A 16,641-nucleotide genomic window follows, 5' to 3' on the forward strand; every position below is an offset into this window, starting at 1 on the left:
GTGAAGAGGCTCAGGCTATGGAGCTTTGCACACCCTTAACGATGGTAATCTCCTTCTGGCCCATGCTGGCGATAGCGATCTTGTCATCGCTGGCCTTAGCCTGCTTTTTAAGGTCGGCGAGGATATTGGAGATCTGGTCGGGTGTGTGGGCACGGTCGCCCGGGGGGAGCTCGATTATCGCTGCAGAAACACTCAGAAGGTTAAAGCTCTGGATGTTTCCAGACCTGTCTTTTGCGGTATAGTGGCCAGTGTCCACCTCATCCTCGGTGTAAAAAGATACCACGGAATCGGTGAATTTACGGATAGTTTTCTTTATCTTAGCAACGATGTTGCTGCACTCCATGCCGGAACAGGACATCCCACCGAAAAAATCATCACCGCCGACGTGTCCTATGAACTCATTCTTACCGCTGAAATCTTTCTTAAGTATATCAGAGAAAAGGATAATGGCCCTGTCACCCTGACGAAAACCGAAGCGGTCATTGAAAGGCTTGAAGTTGTCGAAATCGAAGTATATGAGAAAATACTGCGTATTCCCGTCTTTGAAAGCATCGTTAAGGTAAGCATTGATAAGGTTGTTTCCGGGGAGCTTGGTAAGCGGGTTCATATCCCTCGCAAAGGCGAGGTTCTTCTCGTTAAGGGTATTAAGGAGTGACTGAGCGGTGAGAAAGCCAAAGTATTTAAGGCCTTTCGTGATAATCACGCCATCCGCATCCTTGTTGGAAACAAAAAGCTCAAGGATCTTCTCAATGGGTACATTGATCTCCACGATGGGGCATCTGCTAACAAACTTTCGGATATTTACCGTGAGAGAACGGTTATTCAGAAGCTCCTTTCCGTAGGGCATGTAAAGGTATTCCTTCAGATCCTTCTCGCTGATTATCCCCACGGGAACATCGGCATCATCCGTTACAGGAACAACCGGCACATCCATATGCTCACGCATAGCCGAAAGCACCTTGTCCGCCTTATCTTTAATATTGACTGGCGAAAGCTTCACGATCTCGTTCGAGATAAGGTAGGCATCCTCGCTGAGGTCCCTTTTATCGTAGCTGTCAAGCTCCTGAATAGAGGAATACGTTGTCTTGATATCGAAACTGTTGAGGGTTGGTCTCTGGATAAAAAAGCCCTGAACAATGTCGAAGCCAACCTCTTTGCAGGAGAAGAACTCACCCCTTGTTTCAACACCCTCAGCGATAACGGATATACCGAAGAAATGCGCCATGCTAACTATGTGACTACAGTATTTCTTCTTTTTTATATCTGTATCAATATCCTGTATAAGGAAACGGTCTATCTTTATAAAGTTCGGTTCGGCGTAATAGAAGAGCTCGAAGTTTGCAAATCCTGCACCGAAATCGTCCAGTGCTATCCGGCACCCGGAGGTTCTGGCGTTTTCAAAAACGCTCTGGGCGCTTGCCGCCATACCGTTTCTCCCCCGCTCGCTTATCTCAAAGCAGAATGAGTCCGGCTCAAGCCCGTTTTCCTGAAGGAGCTGAAATGTTCTCCCCTTAACAAAATCGGGCATTGTAATGGTACGCTCATCATAGTTGTACATGAGCTTCATCTTGGAGAAGCCGCCCACGGTCTTGAACTTTACCATCGCCTTTGAACGAAGAACCAGGTCCAGCTCAAAGAGTACATTATCCCTGTAGGCACGGTCAAATAACTCGCCAACGCTCTCAAAACCGCACTGCTCATAGTTTCTAAGCAACGCTTCCACTGCGAAGGTAACTCCGCTGAAGGGGTTTACGAGGGGCTGAAAGGCATGATCAAGCTTATCAAGAGATTCCTGCCAAAACCGGGGTAGCATATATCACCTGTTAGAGGGCTTTTTTTGAGTTATTCGCTTCCCACATTCGGCCTTTTTCTGTGGGCATGCATCACCAGTACCCGATCTAGCACTATTATGTCATATAATTGTTATGAAGAACGAAATATAACAATTTTTTCATATTATTTCTCTATACCATCCCTTGCGGAGACACCTGAGCTGAAATAATGCTTAATTTCCCGCATCTCTGTGACCAGATCCGCACGGTCTGTCATCTCCTTTGGGGCAAACCTTCCAGTGATCACCAGCTCGACCTTCGGGGGTCTTTTCTCCATGAGCTCAAGGACCGACTCAACGGACAAAAGACCAATATGAACAGCCACATTCAACTCATCGAGAATAACTATATCATAGTCTCCAGAGGTCATGGCACGCTCCGCCCTGTTAAGCCCTATCTCGGCAAGACGCTTGTCTTCTTCACTCGGGTGCCCCTCTATAAAGCTTCCGCTGCCGTAAGTTTCCACATCGATGAGCCCCGTATGCTGAACAAGGTACTCATGCTCTGAATACTCCGCACTTTTGAGAAACTGCCCCATATATGCTTTAAGGCCAGCCCCTGCTCCCCTGAGAGCAAGGCCAAGGGCGGCGGTGGTTTTCCCTTTGCCGCTTCCTGTATATATCTGTATGTATCCGTTCTTCAGTGTCATTTTATAAACACTCCCTTTGCCGCAGTATATATGTCCGAGGGTCTCCGCCCGGTTTCCTTCGAAGCTCTGAGACAGTCCTCCCATTCGGGCGAGAACTTTATTATACCCTGATATTCCAGAACCTTCACACAAACCGCAGAACCGAAAACCTCCACCCTCTCGATCCTTCTCTGCATTATACTACGCAGAACGGGATAGTATCTAACGCCGGCGGTGGAAGTTCTTTCGAGGATGAAAGCGGTTAAAGGCTCTATACCCTTCTTCTCAACAACCGCCTCAATGCGCCAGCCGGGTCGGTTCTTTTTGCCGAACCTCGGGGTGTATGAGATATCCAGCACCCCCTCTATGGAGAGGGCATCCATAACACCGGCGAGATCTTCACCCGATGCATCATCGATATCCGTATTGAGCACGTATACCGACTCAAGTTCGACTTCCTCTAATATAATCATCCGCAGGAGATTCGGAAAGGTTTCAAGCACCTTTGTCCCTGTGGAGAAGGTTGAGCGTAGAATGTTTCCCGTGAAACGTACGCTCACCTCATCCGCCAGAGCTGATATTATCGCCGCACCTGTGGGTGTTGTGATCTCGTTCGGCTCGTCCGTTCTGATAACCTCTATCCCCTCAAGGAGTTTAAGGGTTGCAGGTGCCGGAACGGGCATTATCCCGTGGGCGCACTTTATACTCCCATGGCCGAGCATCGGTTTAGAGACTGCGATCCTTTCGATACCCAGCCTGCCCAGACCCCAGCAGAAGCCCGCAATATCTGCAATGGAGTCAAGGGCGCCCACCTCATGGAAATGGATCTTCTCCGGCGTTGTGCCGTGTATCTCCGCCTCCGCCTCAGCAAGTTTCCTGAACACTTTCAAAGCCCTCAATGCATCATCTTGAGATAGTACACCGTTGCCGAGCATCTCCTCTATATCGCTCAGATGCCTGTGGGCATGTTCATGGGGGAGATTCAGGCTAAGCCTGCATGCGGAGATACCGCTCACCAGAACATTCTCTACGCTAACCTGGATATCCCTTCCTGTGAGCCTTGAGAGCATATCCCCAAGCTCTCCCGTCTCAAGGCCAAGGCCGATGAGCCCCGCCAAAGACATATCACCTGAGAGCCCTGCATGCATATCAATGTATAAGGTTTTCATAATTCACCATTAAGGTATGGGCATATTTCGGCAATGGGGCATTCGGAGCATTTCGGCTTCCTGGCAGTACAAGTTTCCCTGCCGAAAAGGATAACCTGATGGGACCATTCCGCACCCTTCTCTCCGGGGATAATATCGTACAGCTCTTTCTCAATTTTATCGGGGTCATTGCTCTGCACCAGCCCCAGCCTGTTTGATATTCTTTTCACATGGGTATCCACAACTATGGCGGGCTTGGCAAAGCAGTTGCCGAGGATAACGTTTGCCGTCTTTCTGCCCACACCGGGGAGTGCCGTGAGCTCCTCCATCGTATCGGGTACCTCGCCGCCGTGCTTCTCTATCAATGCTCCAGCCATACCCTTAAGGCTCTTCGCCTTGTTTTTATAGAATCCGGTGGAGCGGATATCTTCCATGAGCTCCCCAATATCGGCATCCGCCAGATCTGCCGGTGTCGGGTATTTCTTGAATAGTGTCTCGGTTACTATGTTCACTCGGGCATCGGTGCATTGGGCACTGAGGATGGTTGCCGTCAGGAGGGTAAAGGGTGAATCGTGGCGGAGGCTGCAGTCAGCCCCCGCATAGTTTTCATCGAGGAAGCGGATGAACTCCTCCGCTCTCTGCTCTCTGTCTAAAGGTCTATACCGTAATCCTTCCATTTCTCGTCCACACGTTTTACGATATCCTCGTCCATGGAGATGTCATCGGGCCATTCCCTGTCATGACCCTCACCCTTCCACTTCTTAGTGGCATCGATACCTATCTTGTTTCCCCAATAGGCATAGGGGGAGGAGTGGTCAAGGGCATCGAGCGGGCCCTCCATAACAACGATGTCCCGCTTCCAGTCCACGTTGTTACCCATTCTCCAGAGGATCTCTGAGTTGTTATGTACATCCACGTCCGAATCGACAATGACGATCATCTTGGTGAACATCATCTGTCCCGTACCCCATACAAAGTTCATTATCTTCTTGGCGTGCATAGGGTATTTCTTATCTATGGAGATGAACATTATATTATGGAAAACACCCTCCAGAGGGAGAGCCATATCTACTATTTCAGGAACCTGCTTCTTCAGCACAGGGAGAAAGACACGGCCTGTGGCGATACCCATGTAGCAATCCTCCATGGGGGGCTTACCCACGATGGTGGAGGGGTATATCGCATCCTTCCGGTGGGTTATGCAGGTTATGTGGAAAACGGGATACATGTCTGCGAGGGAATAGTAGCCGGTGTGGTCGCCGAAGGGGCCTTCGAGCCTGAGCTCGTCCACATTAACATAACCCTCTATCACGATCTCGCTGTTTGCAGGGACCTCCAGATCCACGGTTTCACATGGGACCATCTCCACGGGGCTTTTGCGGATGAAGCCAGCAAGAAGCATCTCATCGATACCCTCAGGAGCAGGCGCCGTGGCGGAATATGTTATGGCGGGATCAGCCCCGAGGGAGACTGCCACCTCGATCTTATCAAGCCCCGCTTTCTTCGCCTTACGGAAGTGGTCCGCACCGTGGTGGTGCTTATGCCAGTGCATACCCGTGGTGTTGCGGTCGTAAACGTGCATACGGTACATGCCGCAGTTGCGCTCACCCGTAACAGGATCCTTCGTGAAGACGCAGGGCAATGTTATGAATCTGCCCCCATCCTCCGGCCAGCACTGGAGTACGGGGAATTTTGTAATATCCACATCGTCGCCCTTCAGGATAACATCCTTGCATGGCCCCTTCTTCACCTTCTTAGGGAAAAGTTTATTGAGCTCCATGAGCGTGGGCAGAGCCTTCACCTTGTCCATGAGGTTCTCAGGGGTATCACGATCTATGAGGTTAATGATCCGCTCCCCCATTTCATCAAGGGTATCCACCTCAAGGGACATGCACATCCTCTCGTTTGAGCCGAACATGTTCATGAGTACAGGGTGGTCGCTCCCCTTAACGTTCTCGAAAAGAATGGCGGGGCCGTGCTTTTTGGAGACACGGTCGGTTATCTCCGTTATCTCAAGGATCGGATCCACCTCTTCGGTGACCCTCACAAGCTCACCCTTTTTCTCAAGCAGTTTTATGAATTCTCTTAGATCTTTATAAGCCAATTTAAACCTCCTGAAAGGCAGCTGTTATTTTATACAGATAGTGGCATCGCAGATGCCCATGCTGAGCGGATTAAAATCCACCTTAGAAAAGCCCGCCTGCATTATCATCCTGCGGTACTCGGGCTTTTTTGGGAATTTATAAACGGAATCGGGGAGATACTCATAGGCCTTCCTGTTCCCCGATATAAGCCCCCCGATGAAGGGGAGAATCTTTGTGAAATAGAAACGGTAAACTGCGGCAAAAACAGGGTTTTCCGGTGTGCTGAACTCGAGTATGCAGAGCCTTCCCCCCGGTTTAAGAACCCTGTTCATCTCGCTCAGCCCCCTCGGCTTATCCGTAACGTTGCGGAAGCCAAAGGCTATGAGGATCCGATCGAAGGATTCATCCTTGAAGGGGAGACAATGGGCATCGCTTACGGAAAAAGCACCCTCGGGAAACTTCTCCGCACCCTTTCTGAGCATGTTGTAGCTAAAATCACCGCCAATGAGCTCGATATCCTTTTCGGACTTGCTCATCTGGATCATCATATCCGCCGTTCCACAGGCCAGATCAAGGATCCTCTGCCCGTCCTCCAGCTCCGAAAGCTTTATGGCCTTCTTACGCCAAGCCACATCGGTGCGGAAGCTAAGGGCACGGTTGAGAAAATCGTATTTAGGGGCGATGTCGTCAAACATCTTCTGTATTTCACGAGATTTCTTTTCCAAGTAATACTCCGGGTTAAGATGGTTTGCTTCAGGGGAAATGGACGTATGCTCTAGAAGTTCAGCAGCATACAGGTGAAGTCGTCCCTCTGTGTGTCCCTGTCTGTGACAAGTTCTTTATATAACTCATGGACGACGTTTTCGCAATCACCTTTAACAAGGGCACCCACCTTATCCTCCAGATCATCCTGGCTGATATACTCCGTTATGCCGTCCGTATAAACGAACAGGGTGGAGTTTTCCGGAATGGGTACCGATTCGCTCTCATAGTTGTCATCCGCTATGCCGAGGGGGAGATAGTGGGAACCGAGAACGTTCATACCTTTCTCATCATAGAGAACACCCGGTTCATGGCCGCAGGATATATACTTGAGCTCCTTGTTTGTCCTGTTATATGTTCCAAAGAAGGCGGTGATAAATCTGTCCTCAAAGTTTTTGTCTATAAGGAAGAGGTTCATTGTTCTGGTAAGGTTTTCAAGGCCGTTCTCACCCTCAAAACAGTTGCTCATAGCTACGAACACGCTGAGAACAACGGTGAAGACAGCAGCGGAGTACCCTTTTCCGCAAACATCGGCGACGCAGAAGAAAACCGTATCCCCCTGCTCTCTCACAAAGAAAAAATCACCACCTGCGGTTCTGGCGGGGTAGCTTATGCCGTATATCTCGGGATAACTATCGTAATAGACATCCCGCTGGACAAACTTGTTCAGGATGCTTCCCGTTGCCTTCATCTCGTTCTCTTCCAGCTTGAAACGGGTCATCGCCTCATGGTTTGCGGCGTTTTCCACAGCAATGGTTACAAGGGATGATACGAGCTCGCTGAACTCCTTATCGGGCACTATATCGAAATGTATATTGAAGAGGAGAAATCGGATCTGCATAGTCTCTTCATACACGATGAATACGTTGTTTATATTGAAGTCGTTGGAATGGCACGACTCCTCTATGAATTCAGTTCTATCGGTCTTTGAGGCAAACTCCCATGCTGAAACACCCTCAATGCTTATCTTTTCACGTAAATCATTCTCCTCAAGGCCGTATCCGCTGAATTCGCTCTTATAGAGCGCACAGACCGCTTCGGCTGTGAAAACCTCCATGAAGAATGAAAGGGAAACCGCGATAACCTTATCCAGCTCGATGGCCTTGAATATCTGGCTCCCCTTCTTTATGAATTCGATCTTTTTCTGGTAGTCCACATAAACGTTTATGTTGGCATCCCTTGCGAGGAGCTCATCCATTCGGGAGCCTATGAAGGGTGCGCATTCGCTTATCTCGGAAACGATCTCAGCCGGTGGTTCTTCGTGGAAGGTCACCACACCGAGGACACGGTTTGAGCTTTTGAAAAACAAGGCGGTGTGGACACTGAAGGCCTCATCAAAGTACTGGATCTCCATCATGGGGACGGTTACAGCATCCCCGCTGTATCCAAGATCGAAGATATCCATACTGATACCACTGCCCCCTTTTTCGCCTAGAGCGGGTTCGCAGATGTTCCCTTCGCATGTCCAAAAGGTGAAGGAGAGACAGCCGTTCTCCATGATATAGTCGCACAATGTATATTGAAAGTCTGCAGCGGTACTGGTAAAGAATGCGTTGAAAAGCTTCTTATCCAGATTCACCATCTTCCGATTCTTCAGAACTAACCTCCAGAATCTGCATTACGGGTATAGCGACATCCTCATAGGACACGCCGAAGAATTCAGCTGCATCAGCAAGATATCCTTCAGCATTTTCTCTATCCTGCGCAAGGAGATTCGCAAAATAAACAATCATAGCCTGCCTGTTGTCCGTCTTCAAGTGATGTTTATTCACAGCTTCGGAGATAATATCCGCAACGGACCATTTGCTAAGTATCATAGAGCCTACACTCGCATGATCGATCCCGATCTGTGCAAGCTCGTCCTTGGTGGTGTCCACCTCTTTGACGAGGAAATCCACAAGAACAGTTTTGCCTATATCGTGCATAAGCCCTGCAAGATAAAGGGCATCGGAATCCTCACCCACACGTGACGCCAAGCACTCAGACAGTAAGGCAACCATAACCGCATGCTCCCAAAGGGCGTGACCGTCTGTTTTATATATGTTGAACTGCTTGTTGTAGTAACCTTCGGTGGATACAGCGAGGGCAAGATTCTTAACCGTATTAAGCCCAAGAAGAACCGTAGCACGGTCTATACTCGTTATCTCCTTTCGGAGGCCATAGAAGGGGGAGTTGACAAGCTTTATTATGCGGGAGGAGACACCCTGATCCTTCTTGATCTTATCCACGAAGTCCTTCATCTGGGAGTTGTCCTGCTGGGTAAGCCTTAACAGCTCCCTCGCAAGGGCAGGCAGAGCTGGTATGCTCTCCGCCTTGGCGATAACCTTCGCCTTGAGAGTATCGAAATCACCGGAGGTTTTCCCCTGGCTGGTATGCTCGGCAGAGACCTTAAGCTTCTTGAGGATATCCTCTTTCTTCAGCGGAGGGAAGAAGAGTCCGGAGATCTTGAAGTTTTTGATCCCCTCCCGTATCCGCTTATCCTTCGTATTGATATAGAAGAAGGTGGGGATCCTGAACTCCTTGTTCAGCTTATAGAGTATCTCAACATCGCTGATCTCGATGATGCAGACATCCGCCGAATCCTCCTGCACAAATTCAATCTCACCGGCGAGCATGGAGATAAGCTGTTTAAGCGTATCCTTGCTCCCTCTGTACGAAAGTTTCATATCCTTTCTCACTCTGTTTTAAGTTTGCTGTTTATAACCTCAATAAGCTCCTTCGGGCTAAAGGGCTTTGTGAGGTAATAATCCGCCCCTGCGGTGTTACCTTTTTCAATATCGCCGCTCTCCGCCATAGCTGTGAGCAAAATAACGGGGATAGAGGAGGTTTCATCATCCTCTTTTATGGCAGCGCAAGCCTCAAGACCTGTCATTTCAGGCATCATAACATCAAGAACGCAAACATCGGGCTCCTTCTCTCCAAGAAGCTCAAGCGCCTGCTTTCCGTTGCCCGCCTCCACCACCTCAAAACCTGCTTTCTTAAGGTGCATGGCAACTACTTTTCTGAGCCTGAGCTCATCATCTGCAATCAAAATTCTCATTATCAAACCTCATGGATATTTCATCGCTGGTGTATGAAAACCTTGTTCCGCCCCTTTCAAACATATTGGTAAAGATGCTGAAAACCACAGGAAGTTCGTTAAATCCCTGGCCGCATGAGAGGCTGAGCACAGGGGGCTCCCCTTTGATTATCAGCTTCCCCTTTGCGTTTGCCACGGCCTCGCTGAGCACCATCATAAAAAGTGTTTTGAAGACATAGCCGCATGTACGTATGTGGAAATCATCCTCCACATCGATCTCGATATCCGCCTGATCGGGGTGTGTGGAGAATTTAGTTTTATCGAGGTAGTGGTCCACCAGTCTTTTCACATCAATGTCATCATCGGCGGCATCAACCTTGTCTTCCAAAAGAAAACGGAAACAGGAGCTCATCCCCCTGTCGAAGGTGTCCAGCAGAAAGCCTGATTCAGCAACTATCTCTAGCATCTCCTCTGCATCGTCTCCCAGGTCGTCATTGACCGCCTCAAGCATAGCAACGATGGTAGCCGTTGATGTACGCAGGTTATGTGAGAAATATTTATATGCTGCGATAAGGTCTGCTCTGGAGATGCAGTCTTTTTCATTATTCACAGATCTGCCCCTTTTGGCACTAGGACGGCTTCAGATGCGCCGCTGCCAGGATTTCCGGCAGTTGTAGGATAAACCAATGAAACATAACGCCGCCGGAGTATCATTATATTGAATTATAAAGGATGAGTGCTGTTTTTCAATATATTTAGGTATTTTTGATTTGTCTGCCACCTTTACATGGATAATGTTTCAGTATAAGAATATATTACTCGTAAACGGGAGGACAGAGATTATGGAAACGATTTTCAGCAAGATAATCAAAGGGGAGATACCTTCATCCAAGGTTTATGAGGATGAGGATTTTATAGCGATTCTGGATATTATGCCCACCAACCTTGGGCACGTTCTCCTTATACCAAAAGAGTATTTTGAGAATATCTTCGATGCGCCCGAGTCTGTGGGCTCAAAGGTTTATCCACTTCTGTCGAAACTGGCAAAAGCCATGAAGGAAGCGCTCAACTGCGACGGGATCAATATTGTGCAGAATAACGGCAAGGCCGCCGGACAGGAGGTCTTCCACGCCCATATACACCTCATACCACGCTATGAGAATGACGGCATCCGCTTTACGCCCCAACATAAGGAGTACGACTCAACGGAGCATATGCAGCAAACCGCAGAAAAGATAAAAAGCAGCATTTAATAGTTCCATTAATGGAGGTGTTTGGGATGCTGGTGCTCCCCGCAGTCTTCAAAACTGATCGGGAGGCTCTTTGAGTCTTCGGCAGGTTCGATTCCTGTCCACCTCCGTATCATTTGCCCGCCAGATTGTTGGTTTACTACTGCCCTTCATATAGTACCGGATTGCAAGCTGATTATTCAGAAACATGTGCTTAATCAGTTAATTACTAAATAAGATGTCGGTCCACAAGAAGCAAATCAGAGTTGTATACGAAATCATTGATGATAAGTTAATCGTTTTAATCCTCGGCATCGGAAAGCGGGATAATCTTGAAGTATATTCAGATGTTATCAGAAGACTCAGATAACGCCATGATTCAGGCACAGCATCATGACTCCCCGCTGAATGTTCCCCTTGAGTATCCGCTCCAGCTGTCTTCGTAGTCCTCCCATTCCTTTCTTTTCTTTACACTGATGTAGCTTAGAAAACTCGTAGCAGGAATTAGCCCGTATTACATAAATATTGACATACGTATTATCCTGCGTATTATTATACGTAAGATTGGAGGGGGTTATGGGTTCTGTAAAGTACGAACTAAGTGAGATGATGAGCGCTAGCTCTTTCTCTAGAAACATGAGCAAGGTCAGCGAATTACTAGACACGATGCGGCGTGTTGTTGTCCTGCGTAACAACACTCCAGAGATGGTGGTTCTGCCTGTTGAGGATTATGAGCTCATGAAATCCATCATGGATTTAGCCGAACATCTTGAGATAGCAAAACTCATTGAAGAGAGAAGATCAGAGCAGAGCTTTTCTCTTGATGAGGTACTAGACGATGAAGGGATTGCTGTCGATGAACAATAGCTTCAAGGTTGAACTCAGCGAATCAGCCATGGAAGAGTTCAAAAAGCTGGACGGCAGCATCAAAAAGATTGTCGGAAAACAGCTAAAGGCTCTTGAGACAAACCCATACAAAGGCGAAATGCTTTCGTAACAAAGCCGGCATTGATCTCAGCGGATATTACAAGTTGTACGTCCACAAGAAGCAAATCAGAGTAGTATACAAAATCAATGATGATAAGTTAATCGTTTTAGTTCTCGGCATCGGAAAGCGGGATAACCTTGAAGTATATTCAGATGTTATCAGAAGACTCAGATAACGCCATGATTCAGGCACAACATCATGACTCCCCGCTGAATGTCCCCCTTGAGTATCCGCTCCAGCTGTCTTCGTAGTCCTCCCATTCCTTTCGTTTCTTTGCACTGATGTAGCCGTAAAGTGCAAACCCTATGGAGATAACCTGCTCTGTGAGCATTATATAACGCCCAGCCAGATACATGAGTGCAGCTACGCAGGCGCTCATCATCATAAACAGGAGCCAGCCGTTATGATTAAACTTCGCAAGCATATAACTGCCGAGGAGAAAACCGGTTATCGTTCCAAGCTCGAAGATCTGCGACAGTGAGGTTATCCCGCCATAGTCGTATAGGCTGTATAGTATACCCGCCGAAAGAACTGCATACATGGAGACTGCACCAAAGGACTGAACTGCCTTTCCCGGTTTGTCTGTATTACGATATGCAGTCATGAAACCGAGCATCATAGTTGGTATTCCACCCGCTTCGATAGAGGCGGCCATCCAGTTATGTTCAGAAACATAAACAACAACCCATGGCGGAACGCCGATGATGAACACAGCCCACCCCAGAATCTTAAGGTTTCTCCTTATATCTGGAGCCTTACCCTCCGCAACAGCAAAAAAGATCTTGTTGAGAAGGTAAAATAGAGCTCCCCAAATCTGCAGGAACAGATCCATTACCGCCTCCGTAAATCATGGACACACTTTAAAAGGTGTGCCCTGAATTCAGAGTTGCAAGGGTTGTGTGAAAAATCGCTCAGTGGTGTATCTATTTATCAGCTAGAAATGTCCTTATTAGATTAAGAAGACTTGCCCTTTTTGTTTTATTCTCATAATAGTACCCATGAATAAACGTTCTTGAGTTGCACAGATAAGAGACATTGCCTTTGGATACCATCTTCATATTTGTGTTCCACGAATCCACATATGGTACAGTATTATCTTTGTCTCCATGGATAAATAGTGTCTCAGGGAGCCCATCCCCTATATAGTTGTATGGCTCAATAAACTTCTTATTCACACGGTACTCATCCCTGTAATACCCCTCCTTGCGTAACCTTGTTATCGGGTTAAGAAGTATGAGCTTATCAGGTTTAATATCAATATTATACGAAAAGAGGGGTATAGTGAGCATCGAAAGAGCAAGGTGCCCCCCAGCGGATTCCCCACCAATGATAAAGTATTCACCCGCTCTACCACCACTGTGTTTACTCTCCGCCCAGATAACTGCACTCTTCGCATCATCCACAGAGATAAACGGCATATGATAGTCCCAGACCTTCCTATAGGATGGAAGATGGACAACAAAGCCTAAACCGGAGAGGAATTCACCCATAAATTCGAGCTGTTCAGGCTCTCCACCTGTCCAGCCACCCCCATGGAAGAATACAACAACCCCCATGGCGTTCCCCTCTGGGTAGTACGAGATAACGTCCAGCTCCCTGCCGTTTGACTCATATTTATCCTCTATCCGCTTAGATTTACGCATATCAAGCTTGTGTTCCGGTACGGCATTATAGTGATACTTATCGATGAAACCTCCTGTGCATTGGTATCGGATCACATAAGGTGAGAGATCAGAAAAAGCCATTGCTATGGAGGTGAGGCAAAGGGTTAAGACTGCCGTATGAATGAATGTACGAGCCAGAATCTTCATTAGTGTTGCTCCGGGGGATACATTTGAGTTTTATGTTTTTATGAATATAACAGGCGGTCATGGATTACTCAAATTAATTCTTAGAGCAGTATACCTCGGACACGGTCCTCATTCTTTGAGATAAGGTCCACAAGCTCCGGCTCAAACTGCTTCCCCCGCTCAATGACAATAATATCCATGGTTTTCTCAAAGGAGAAGGCGTCCTTGTAGCTTCTCTTGGATAATAGTGCATCCATAACATCCGCAATGGCAACAATTCGACCAGAAAGTGGAATATCTTCACCAGCTATACCGTTCGGATAGCCTTTTCCGTCCCATCGCTCATGGTGGTTCAGGGCAACAATTCTCGCCCATTCCATAAGCTCTGAACTCGGGTTTTCCAGGATCTTTGCACCGATCTCTGAATGTTTCTTGATCACATCATACTCTTTAGCTGTGAGCTTGCCCGGCTTCATAAGGATGTTATCTGGCACACCTATCTTTCCAACATCATGCATTGCGCTGGAATGTTTAATTAACTCGACATCTTTTCTGCCCATACCAAGGGCATCCGCAATAAAGACAGACAGGGCACTAACCCTGTTAAGATGCTCAGCTGTATAGTAATCCTTATATTCTGCCGCAAGAGCGAGGCGGTAGAATGTATCAAGGTGTGCCTCACGTAGGTTTTCGTTAAGGTATTCGTTTGCGACTTTATAGTTGTTAAGGTTCTCAAGCATCTCGTTGAAGTTATCAACAAGCACATTCGCCTCGGAATATTTCGTATTAATACTTATCGTCCGGCCAAATTCCAGGTTTGCAACGGAGCCAGTGGCACGGCTCAATATAACGAAGGGTTTTGCCAGTGCGGAGGAAATGACCATACTGAAAAGTACGGCCATTATTATAACGATAATGCTAAGAATCAGTATCTGTTTTTCTCCCTGCCGCAACGGTTCAAGGTAATCACCATAGGGAGTGTAAAGCCCGATAAGGAACTGAAGCCCTGCGCTTCTGTGCTCACCAAAGATAGTTTTGTAGCTTTTGTTTTTAATACGGATATCCCGAAGGTCCATGTTCCTTAGGTTTTCCCTGTGGGAGGTGAATATGGACTCAACTATGGTATCGCCAAAATCATCAACCCTTGGTATTCTCCCCTTCTCGCCCGCAAGCTTATAGAACTTATCCAGCTCCGAATGTGCTATTATCCTCCCCTCACCATCAGCCACAAAGAACTGTGTGTTCGGCGTGTAGGAGCTAAGGTTTGCAAGCGAGATAGTTTTGACCTCGAGATCCGCACCCACAACCCCCTTAAACTCACCAAACTGCTCAAAGGGAATCGCATACGTAAGCCCTGGCTGACCTGTTATGTAAAAAATATAGGGATCGGACCATACCGATGTACCGGAACGTTTTGCTTTTTCATACCATGGCCTTACCCTTGGGTCGTAGGTATCAGTCTCTGTTAGATCAGTAACCGCAACCACCTCACCACGTGTATTCATCCATTTTTCGGTCACCCTGCGAACACCATCATCAATAACAGACTCCTTCGCAAAATACCCTGTTACCCCATCTTCTCGTTCCCTCTTGCCGACAAGGAAGAATTCACCCTTTTCGTTACCGTAGTAAACCGTATATACGTTCTGGTGGTTGAGTAGAGAGCGCAGCATAAGCTTTCTAAGATATGCACGCTCCCTGGGAAGACCGCCGTTCTCTTCTATGGCGACCTGCAGAATTGAGGATATCCGAACTGCGGACCCTATGGACTCGCCGATGTTTACCTTGGCATTCTCTAGTGTGCGAACCATGATTCCATCCGCCAGAGAGTGCAGCGCTTTCTCGGACTGCTGGCCGGAGATCAGCATGATACTGAGACCCACCGTGACAACCAGCGCAACGGCAAAGATAGTGAGTGACTGAAAGATGGTGTATGATTTCCAGAATCTTTTCATATACTGCCCCATACTGATTTATATGGGGCAGTTGTGATCTAATTGTTAAATATTTATTATATTTATTAGAATCAGGCTATCTTTAGTACACATTTCCCCTTGGAGTGTCCAGACTCTATAAGACGATGCGCCTCTGCGGCTTCGTCCAGACCGAATACCCTGGATACATGCACCTTAACCTTGCCGTTCTCAATGAGCTCCCGAATCGTATCAAGGTTGTCTCTGGACGGTTTCACCTTGATGCCCCTTACATCGAGACTCCTGTCCAGACCCTTACGGCATATCTCCTCCGCAGTAATCGTAGGGACCGTTACCATAACGCCGCACTTGCGAAGGATATCCATTGAGCGGATGCCTATCTCACCACCCATCGTGTCGAGTATAAAATCTGCACCGTCCATAACCCTTGTAAAGTCCTCACTCTTGTAATCGATAACCCTGTCTGCACCAAGGCTAAGAAGGAAATCCCTGTTATGCTCAGACGCTGTGCAAGTGACCTCTGCGCCGTAAAGCTTTGCAAACTGGACAGCGAAATGCCCCACGCCACCTGCACCGGCATGGATAAGCACACTGCTCCCCTTTTCGAGGTGAGCCGCATCGTGGAATGCCTGCCAAGCGGTGAGAGCCGCTACAGGTATACCTGCCGCCTCGTAAAGTTCAATGTTTGATGGTGCGAAGCTGAGCTCATCTTCATTAACCGCTGCATACTCTGCGTAAGTTCCCGATGTTGCGGAAAAACCGATTCTGCCGTAAACCTTATCACCCACCTTGAGCTCACGAACACCGGTTCCAATCTCCTCCACCGTGCCTGATATGTCAAAACCCGGTATCCAGGGAAGGCTGTCCTTTATCATCTCTGCAACAAAACCGGAGCCTCTTCTGGTTTTCGCATCCACTGGGTTCACCCCTGCGCCAGCTATCTTCACAAGAACCTCATACTCACCAGGCGCAGGTTTATCCATCTCCGCCGTCTCAAGAACCTCAGCTCCGCCGAATTCCCTGATAATTACTGCTTTCATCTTAGTAATCTCCTGCCTCAAAAATTATTAAAAAATCCGCACCCTCTCAGGCGGGAATACTTGTTCTGTATCGATCTCTGCGCCTTCGCAAAGCTCATTACAGATCACGTATCCCTTCGCGATCTCTCAGGCAGCTTTCACGGCTCCAAAATTCCCCCTCAGAGCGCTCGATGCACATTATCGCAAA

General features: G+C 47.8%; 17 protein-coding genes and 1 tRNA gene. 4 read left to right on the top strand and 14 right to left on the bottom strand.

Annotation, left to right across the window (positions count from 1 at the left end; all coding sequences use genetic code 11):
- Nucleotides 1-10 precede the first annotated feature (10 nt).
- The 10 genes from K300_RS15210 to K300_RS0109245 form a co-directional block, all read right to left on the bottom strand.
- Nucleotides 11-1,813 (bottom strand): GGDEF domain-containing protein, encoded by a 1,803-nt coding sequence (locus K300_RS15210; RefSeq protein WP_022851379.1) that lies wholly within the window; start codon nt 1,811-1,813, stop codon nt 11-13.
- A 143-nt stretch (nt 1,814-1,956) separates the two neighbouring features.
- The gene (locus tag K300_RS0109205; protein ID WP_022851380.1) at nt 1,957-2,481 is read right to left on the bottom strand and encodes a cob(I)yrinic acid a,c-diamide adenosyltransferase; all 525 of its coding nucleotides are present in this window, start codon (nt 2,479-2,481) and stop codon (nt 1,957-1,959) included.
- Nucleotides 2,478-3,629, bottom strand: a complete 1,152-nt coding sequence (gene larC, locus K300_RS0109210) for a nickel pincer cofactor biosynthesis protein LarC (protein WP_022851381.1) — start codon at nt 3,627-3,629, stop codon at nt 2,478-2,480. Before larC ends, K300_RS0109205 begins: the two co-directional genes overlap by 4 nt.
- Nucleotides 3,626-4,285 carry an endonuclease III gene (gene nth, locus K300_RS0109215; protein WP_022851382.1) on the bottom strand — a complete coding sequence of 220 codons (660 nt, stop codon included), beginning with the start codon at nt 4,283-4,285 and terminating at the stop codon, nt 3,626-3,628. Before nth ends, larC begins: the two co-directional genes overlap by 4 nt.
- Nucleotides 4,258-5,712 carry a menaquinone biosynthesis decarboxylase gene (locus K300_RS0109220; protein ID WP_022851383.1) on the bottom strand — a complete coding sequence of 485 codons (1,455 nt, stop codon included), beginning with the start codon at nt 5,710-5,712 and terminating at the stop codon, nt 4,258-4,260. Before K300_RS0109220 ends, nth begins: the two co-directional genes overlap by 28 nt.
- A 24-nt stretch (nt 5,713-5,736) precedes the next feature.
- Entirely contained in the window at nt 5,737-6,417 is a 681-nt protein-coding gene (gene ubiE / locus K300_RS0109225; RefSeq protein ID WP_022851384.1) for a bifunctional demethylmenaquinone methyltransferase/2-methoxy-6-polyprenyl-1,4-benzoquinol methylase UbiE, read from the bottom strand.
- Between the two features lie 50 nt (nt 6,418-6,467).
- A complete protein-coding gene (locus K300_RS0109230; protein ID WP_022851385.1) occupies nt 6,468-8,036 on the bottom strand; it encodes a PP2C family protein-serine/threonine phosphatase in 1,569 nt (522 codons plus the stop codon).
- On the bottom strand, nt 8,020-9,120 hold the full coding sequence (locus K300_RS0109235; RefSeq protein ID WP_155827586.1) for an HDOD domain-containing protein: 1,101 nt from the start codon (nt 9,118-9,120) through the stop codon (nt 8,020-8,022). Before K300_RS0109235 ends, K300_RS0109230 begins: the two co-directional genes overlap by 17 nt.
- An 8-nt stretch (nt 9,121-9,128) precedes the next feature.
- Nucleotides 9,129-9,494, bottom strand: coding sequence for a response regulator transcription factor (locus K300_RS0109240; RefSeq protein ID WP_022851387.1), 366 nt, complete (start codon nt 9,492-9,494; stop codon nt 9,129-9,131).
- Entirely contained in the window at nt 9,472-10,083 is a 612-nt protein-coding gene (locus K300_RS0109245) for a HAMP domain-containing histidine kinase (RefSeq protein ID WP_022851388.1), read from the bottom strand. Before K300_RS0109245 ends, K300_RS0109240 begins: the two co-directional genes overlap by 23 nt.
- 232 nt (nt 10,084-10,315) lie before the next feature.
- Here K300_RS0109245 and K300_RS0109250 point away from each other — a divergent pair, with 232 nt between their 5' ends.
- From K300_RS0109250 to K300_RS16745, 4 genes are all read left to right on the top strand, one after another.
- Nucleotides 10,316-10,726 carry an HIT domain-containing protein gene (locus K300_RS0109250; protein ID WP_026836392.1) on the top strand — a complete coding sequence of 137 codons (411 nt, stop codon included), beginning with the start codon at nt 10,316-10,318 and terminating at the stop codon, nt 10,724-10,726.
- Between the two features lie 13 nt (nt 10,727-10,739).
- Nucleotides 10,740-10,833 (top strand) — tRNA-Sec (locus K300_RS16740).
- A 445-nt stretch (nt 10,834-11,278) separates the two neighbouring features.
- Nucleotides 11,279-11,569, top strand: a complete 291-nt coding sequence (locus tag K300_RS0109255) for a type II toxin-antitoxin system Phd/YefM family antitoxin (protein WP_022851390.1) — start codon at nt 11,279-11,281, stop codon at nt 11,567-11,569.
- Nucleotides 11,559-11,699 (top strand): type II toxin-antitoxin system RelE family toxin, encoded by a 141-nt coding sequence (locus tag K300_RS16745; protein ID WP_022851391.1) that lies wholly within the window; start codon nt 11,559-11,561, stop codon nt 11,697-11,699. The genes K300_RS0109255 and K300_RS16745 overlap by 11 nt, the downstream gene beginning before the upstream one ends.
- Before the next feature lie 187 nt (nt 11,700-11,886).
- Here K300_RS16745 and K300_RS15215 read toward each other — a convergent pair whose 3' ends face one another.
- The 4 genes from K300_RS15215 to K300_RS0109280 form a co-directional block, all read right to left on the bottom strand.
- On the bottom strand, nt 11,887-12,522 hold the full coding sequence (locus tag K300_RS15215) for a nicotinamide mononucleotide transporter (protein ID WP_022851392.1): 636 nt from the start codon (nt 12,520-12,522) through the stop codon (nt 11,887-11,889).
- A 91-nt stretch (nt 12,523-12,613) separates the two neighbouring features.
- Entirely contained in the window at nt 12,614-13,501 is an 888-nt protein-coding gene (locus tag K300_RS0109270; RefSeq protein WP_022851393.1) for an alpha/beta hydrolase, read from the bottom strand.
- Between the two features lie 80 nt (nt 13,502-13,581).
- On the bottom strand, nt 13,582-15,435 hold the full coding sequence (locus K300_RS16245) for an HD domain-containing phosphohydrolase (protein ID WP_022851394.1): 1,854 nt from the start codon (nt 15,433-15,435) through the stop codon (nt 13,582-13,584).
- A gap of 71 nt (nt 15,436-15,506) precedes the next feature.
- Nucleotides 15,507-16,454, bottom strand: a complete 948-nt coding sequence (locus tag K300_RS0109280; protein ID WP_022851395.1) for an NADP-dependent oxidoreductase — start codon at nt 16,452-16,454, stop codon at nt 15,507-15,509.
- Between the last annotated feature and the right edge of the window lie 187 nt (nt 16,455-16,641).

Source organism: Limisalsivibrio acetivorans (assembly GCF_000421105.1).
Classification (GTDB): domain Bacteria; phylum Chrysiogenota; class Deferribacteres; order Deferribacterales; family Geovibrionaceae; genus Limisalsivibrio; species Limisalsivibrio acetivorans.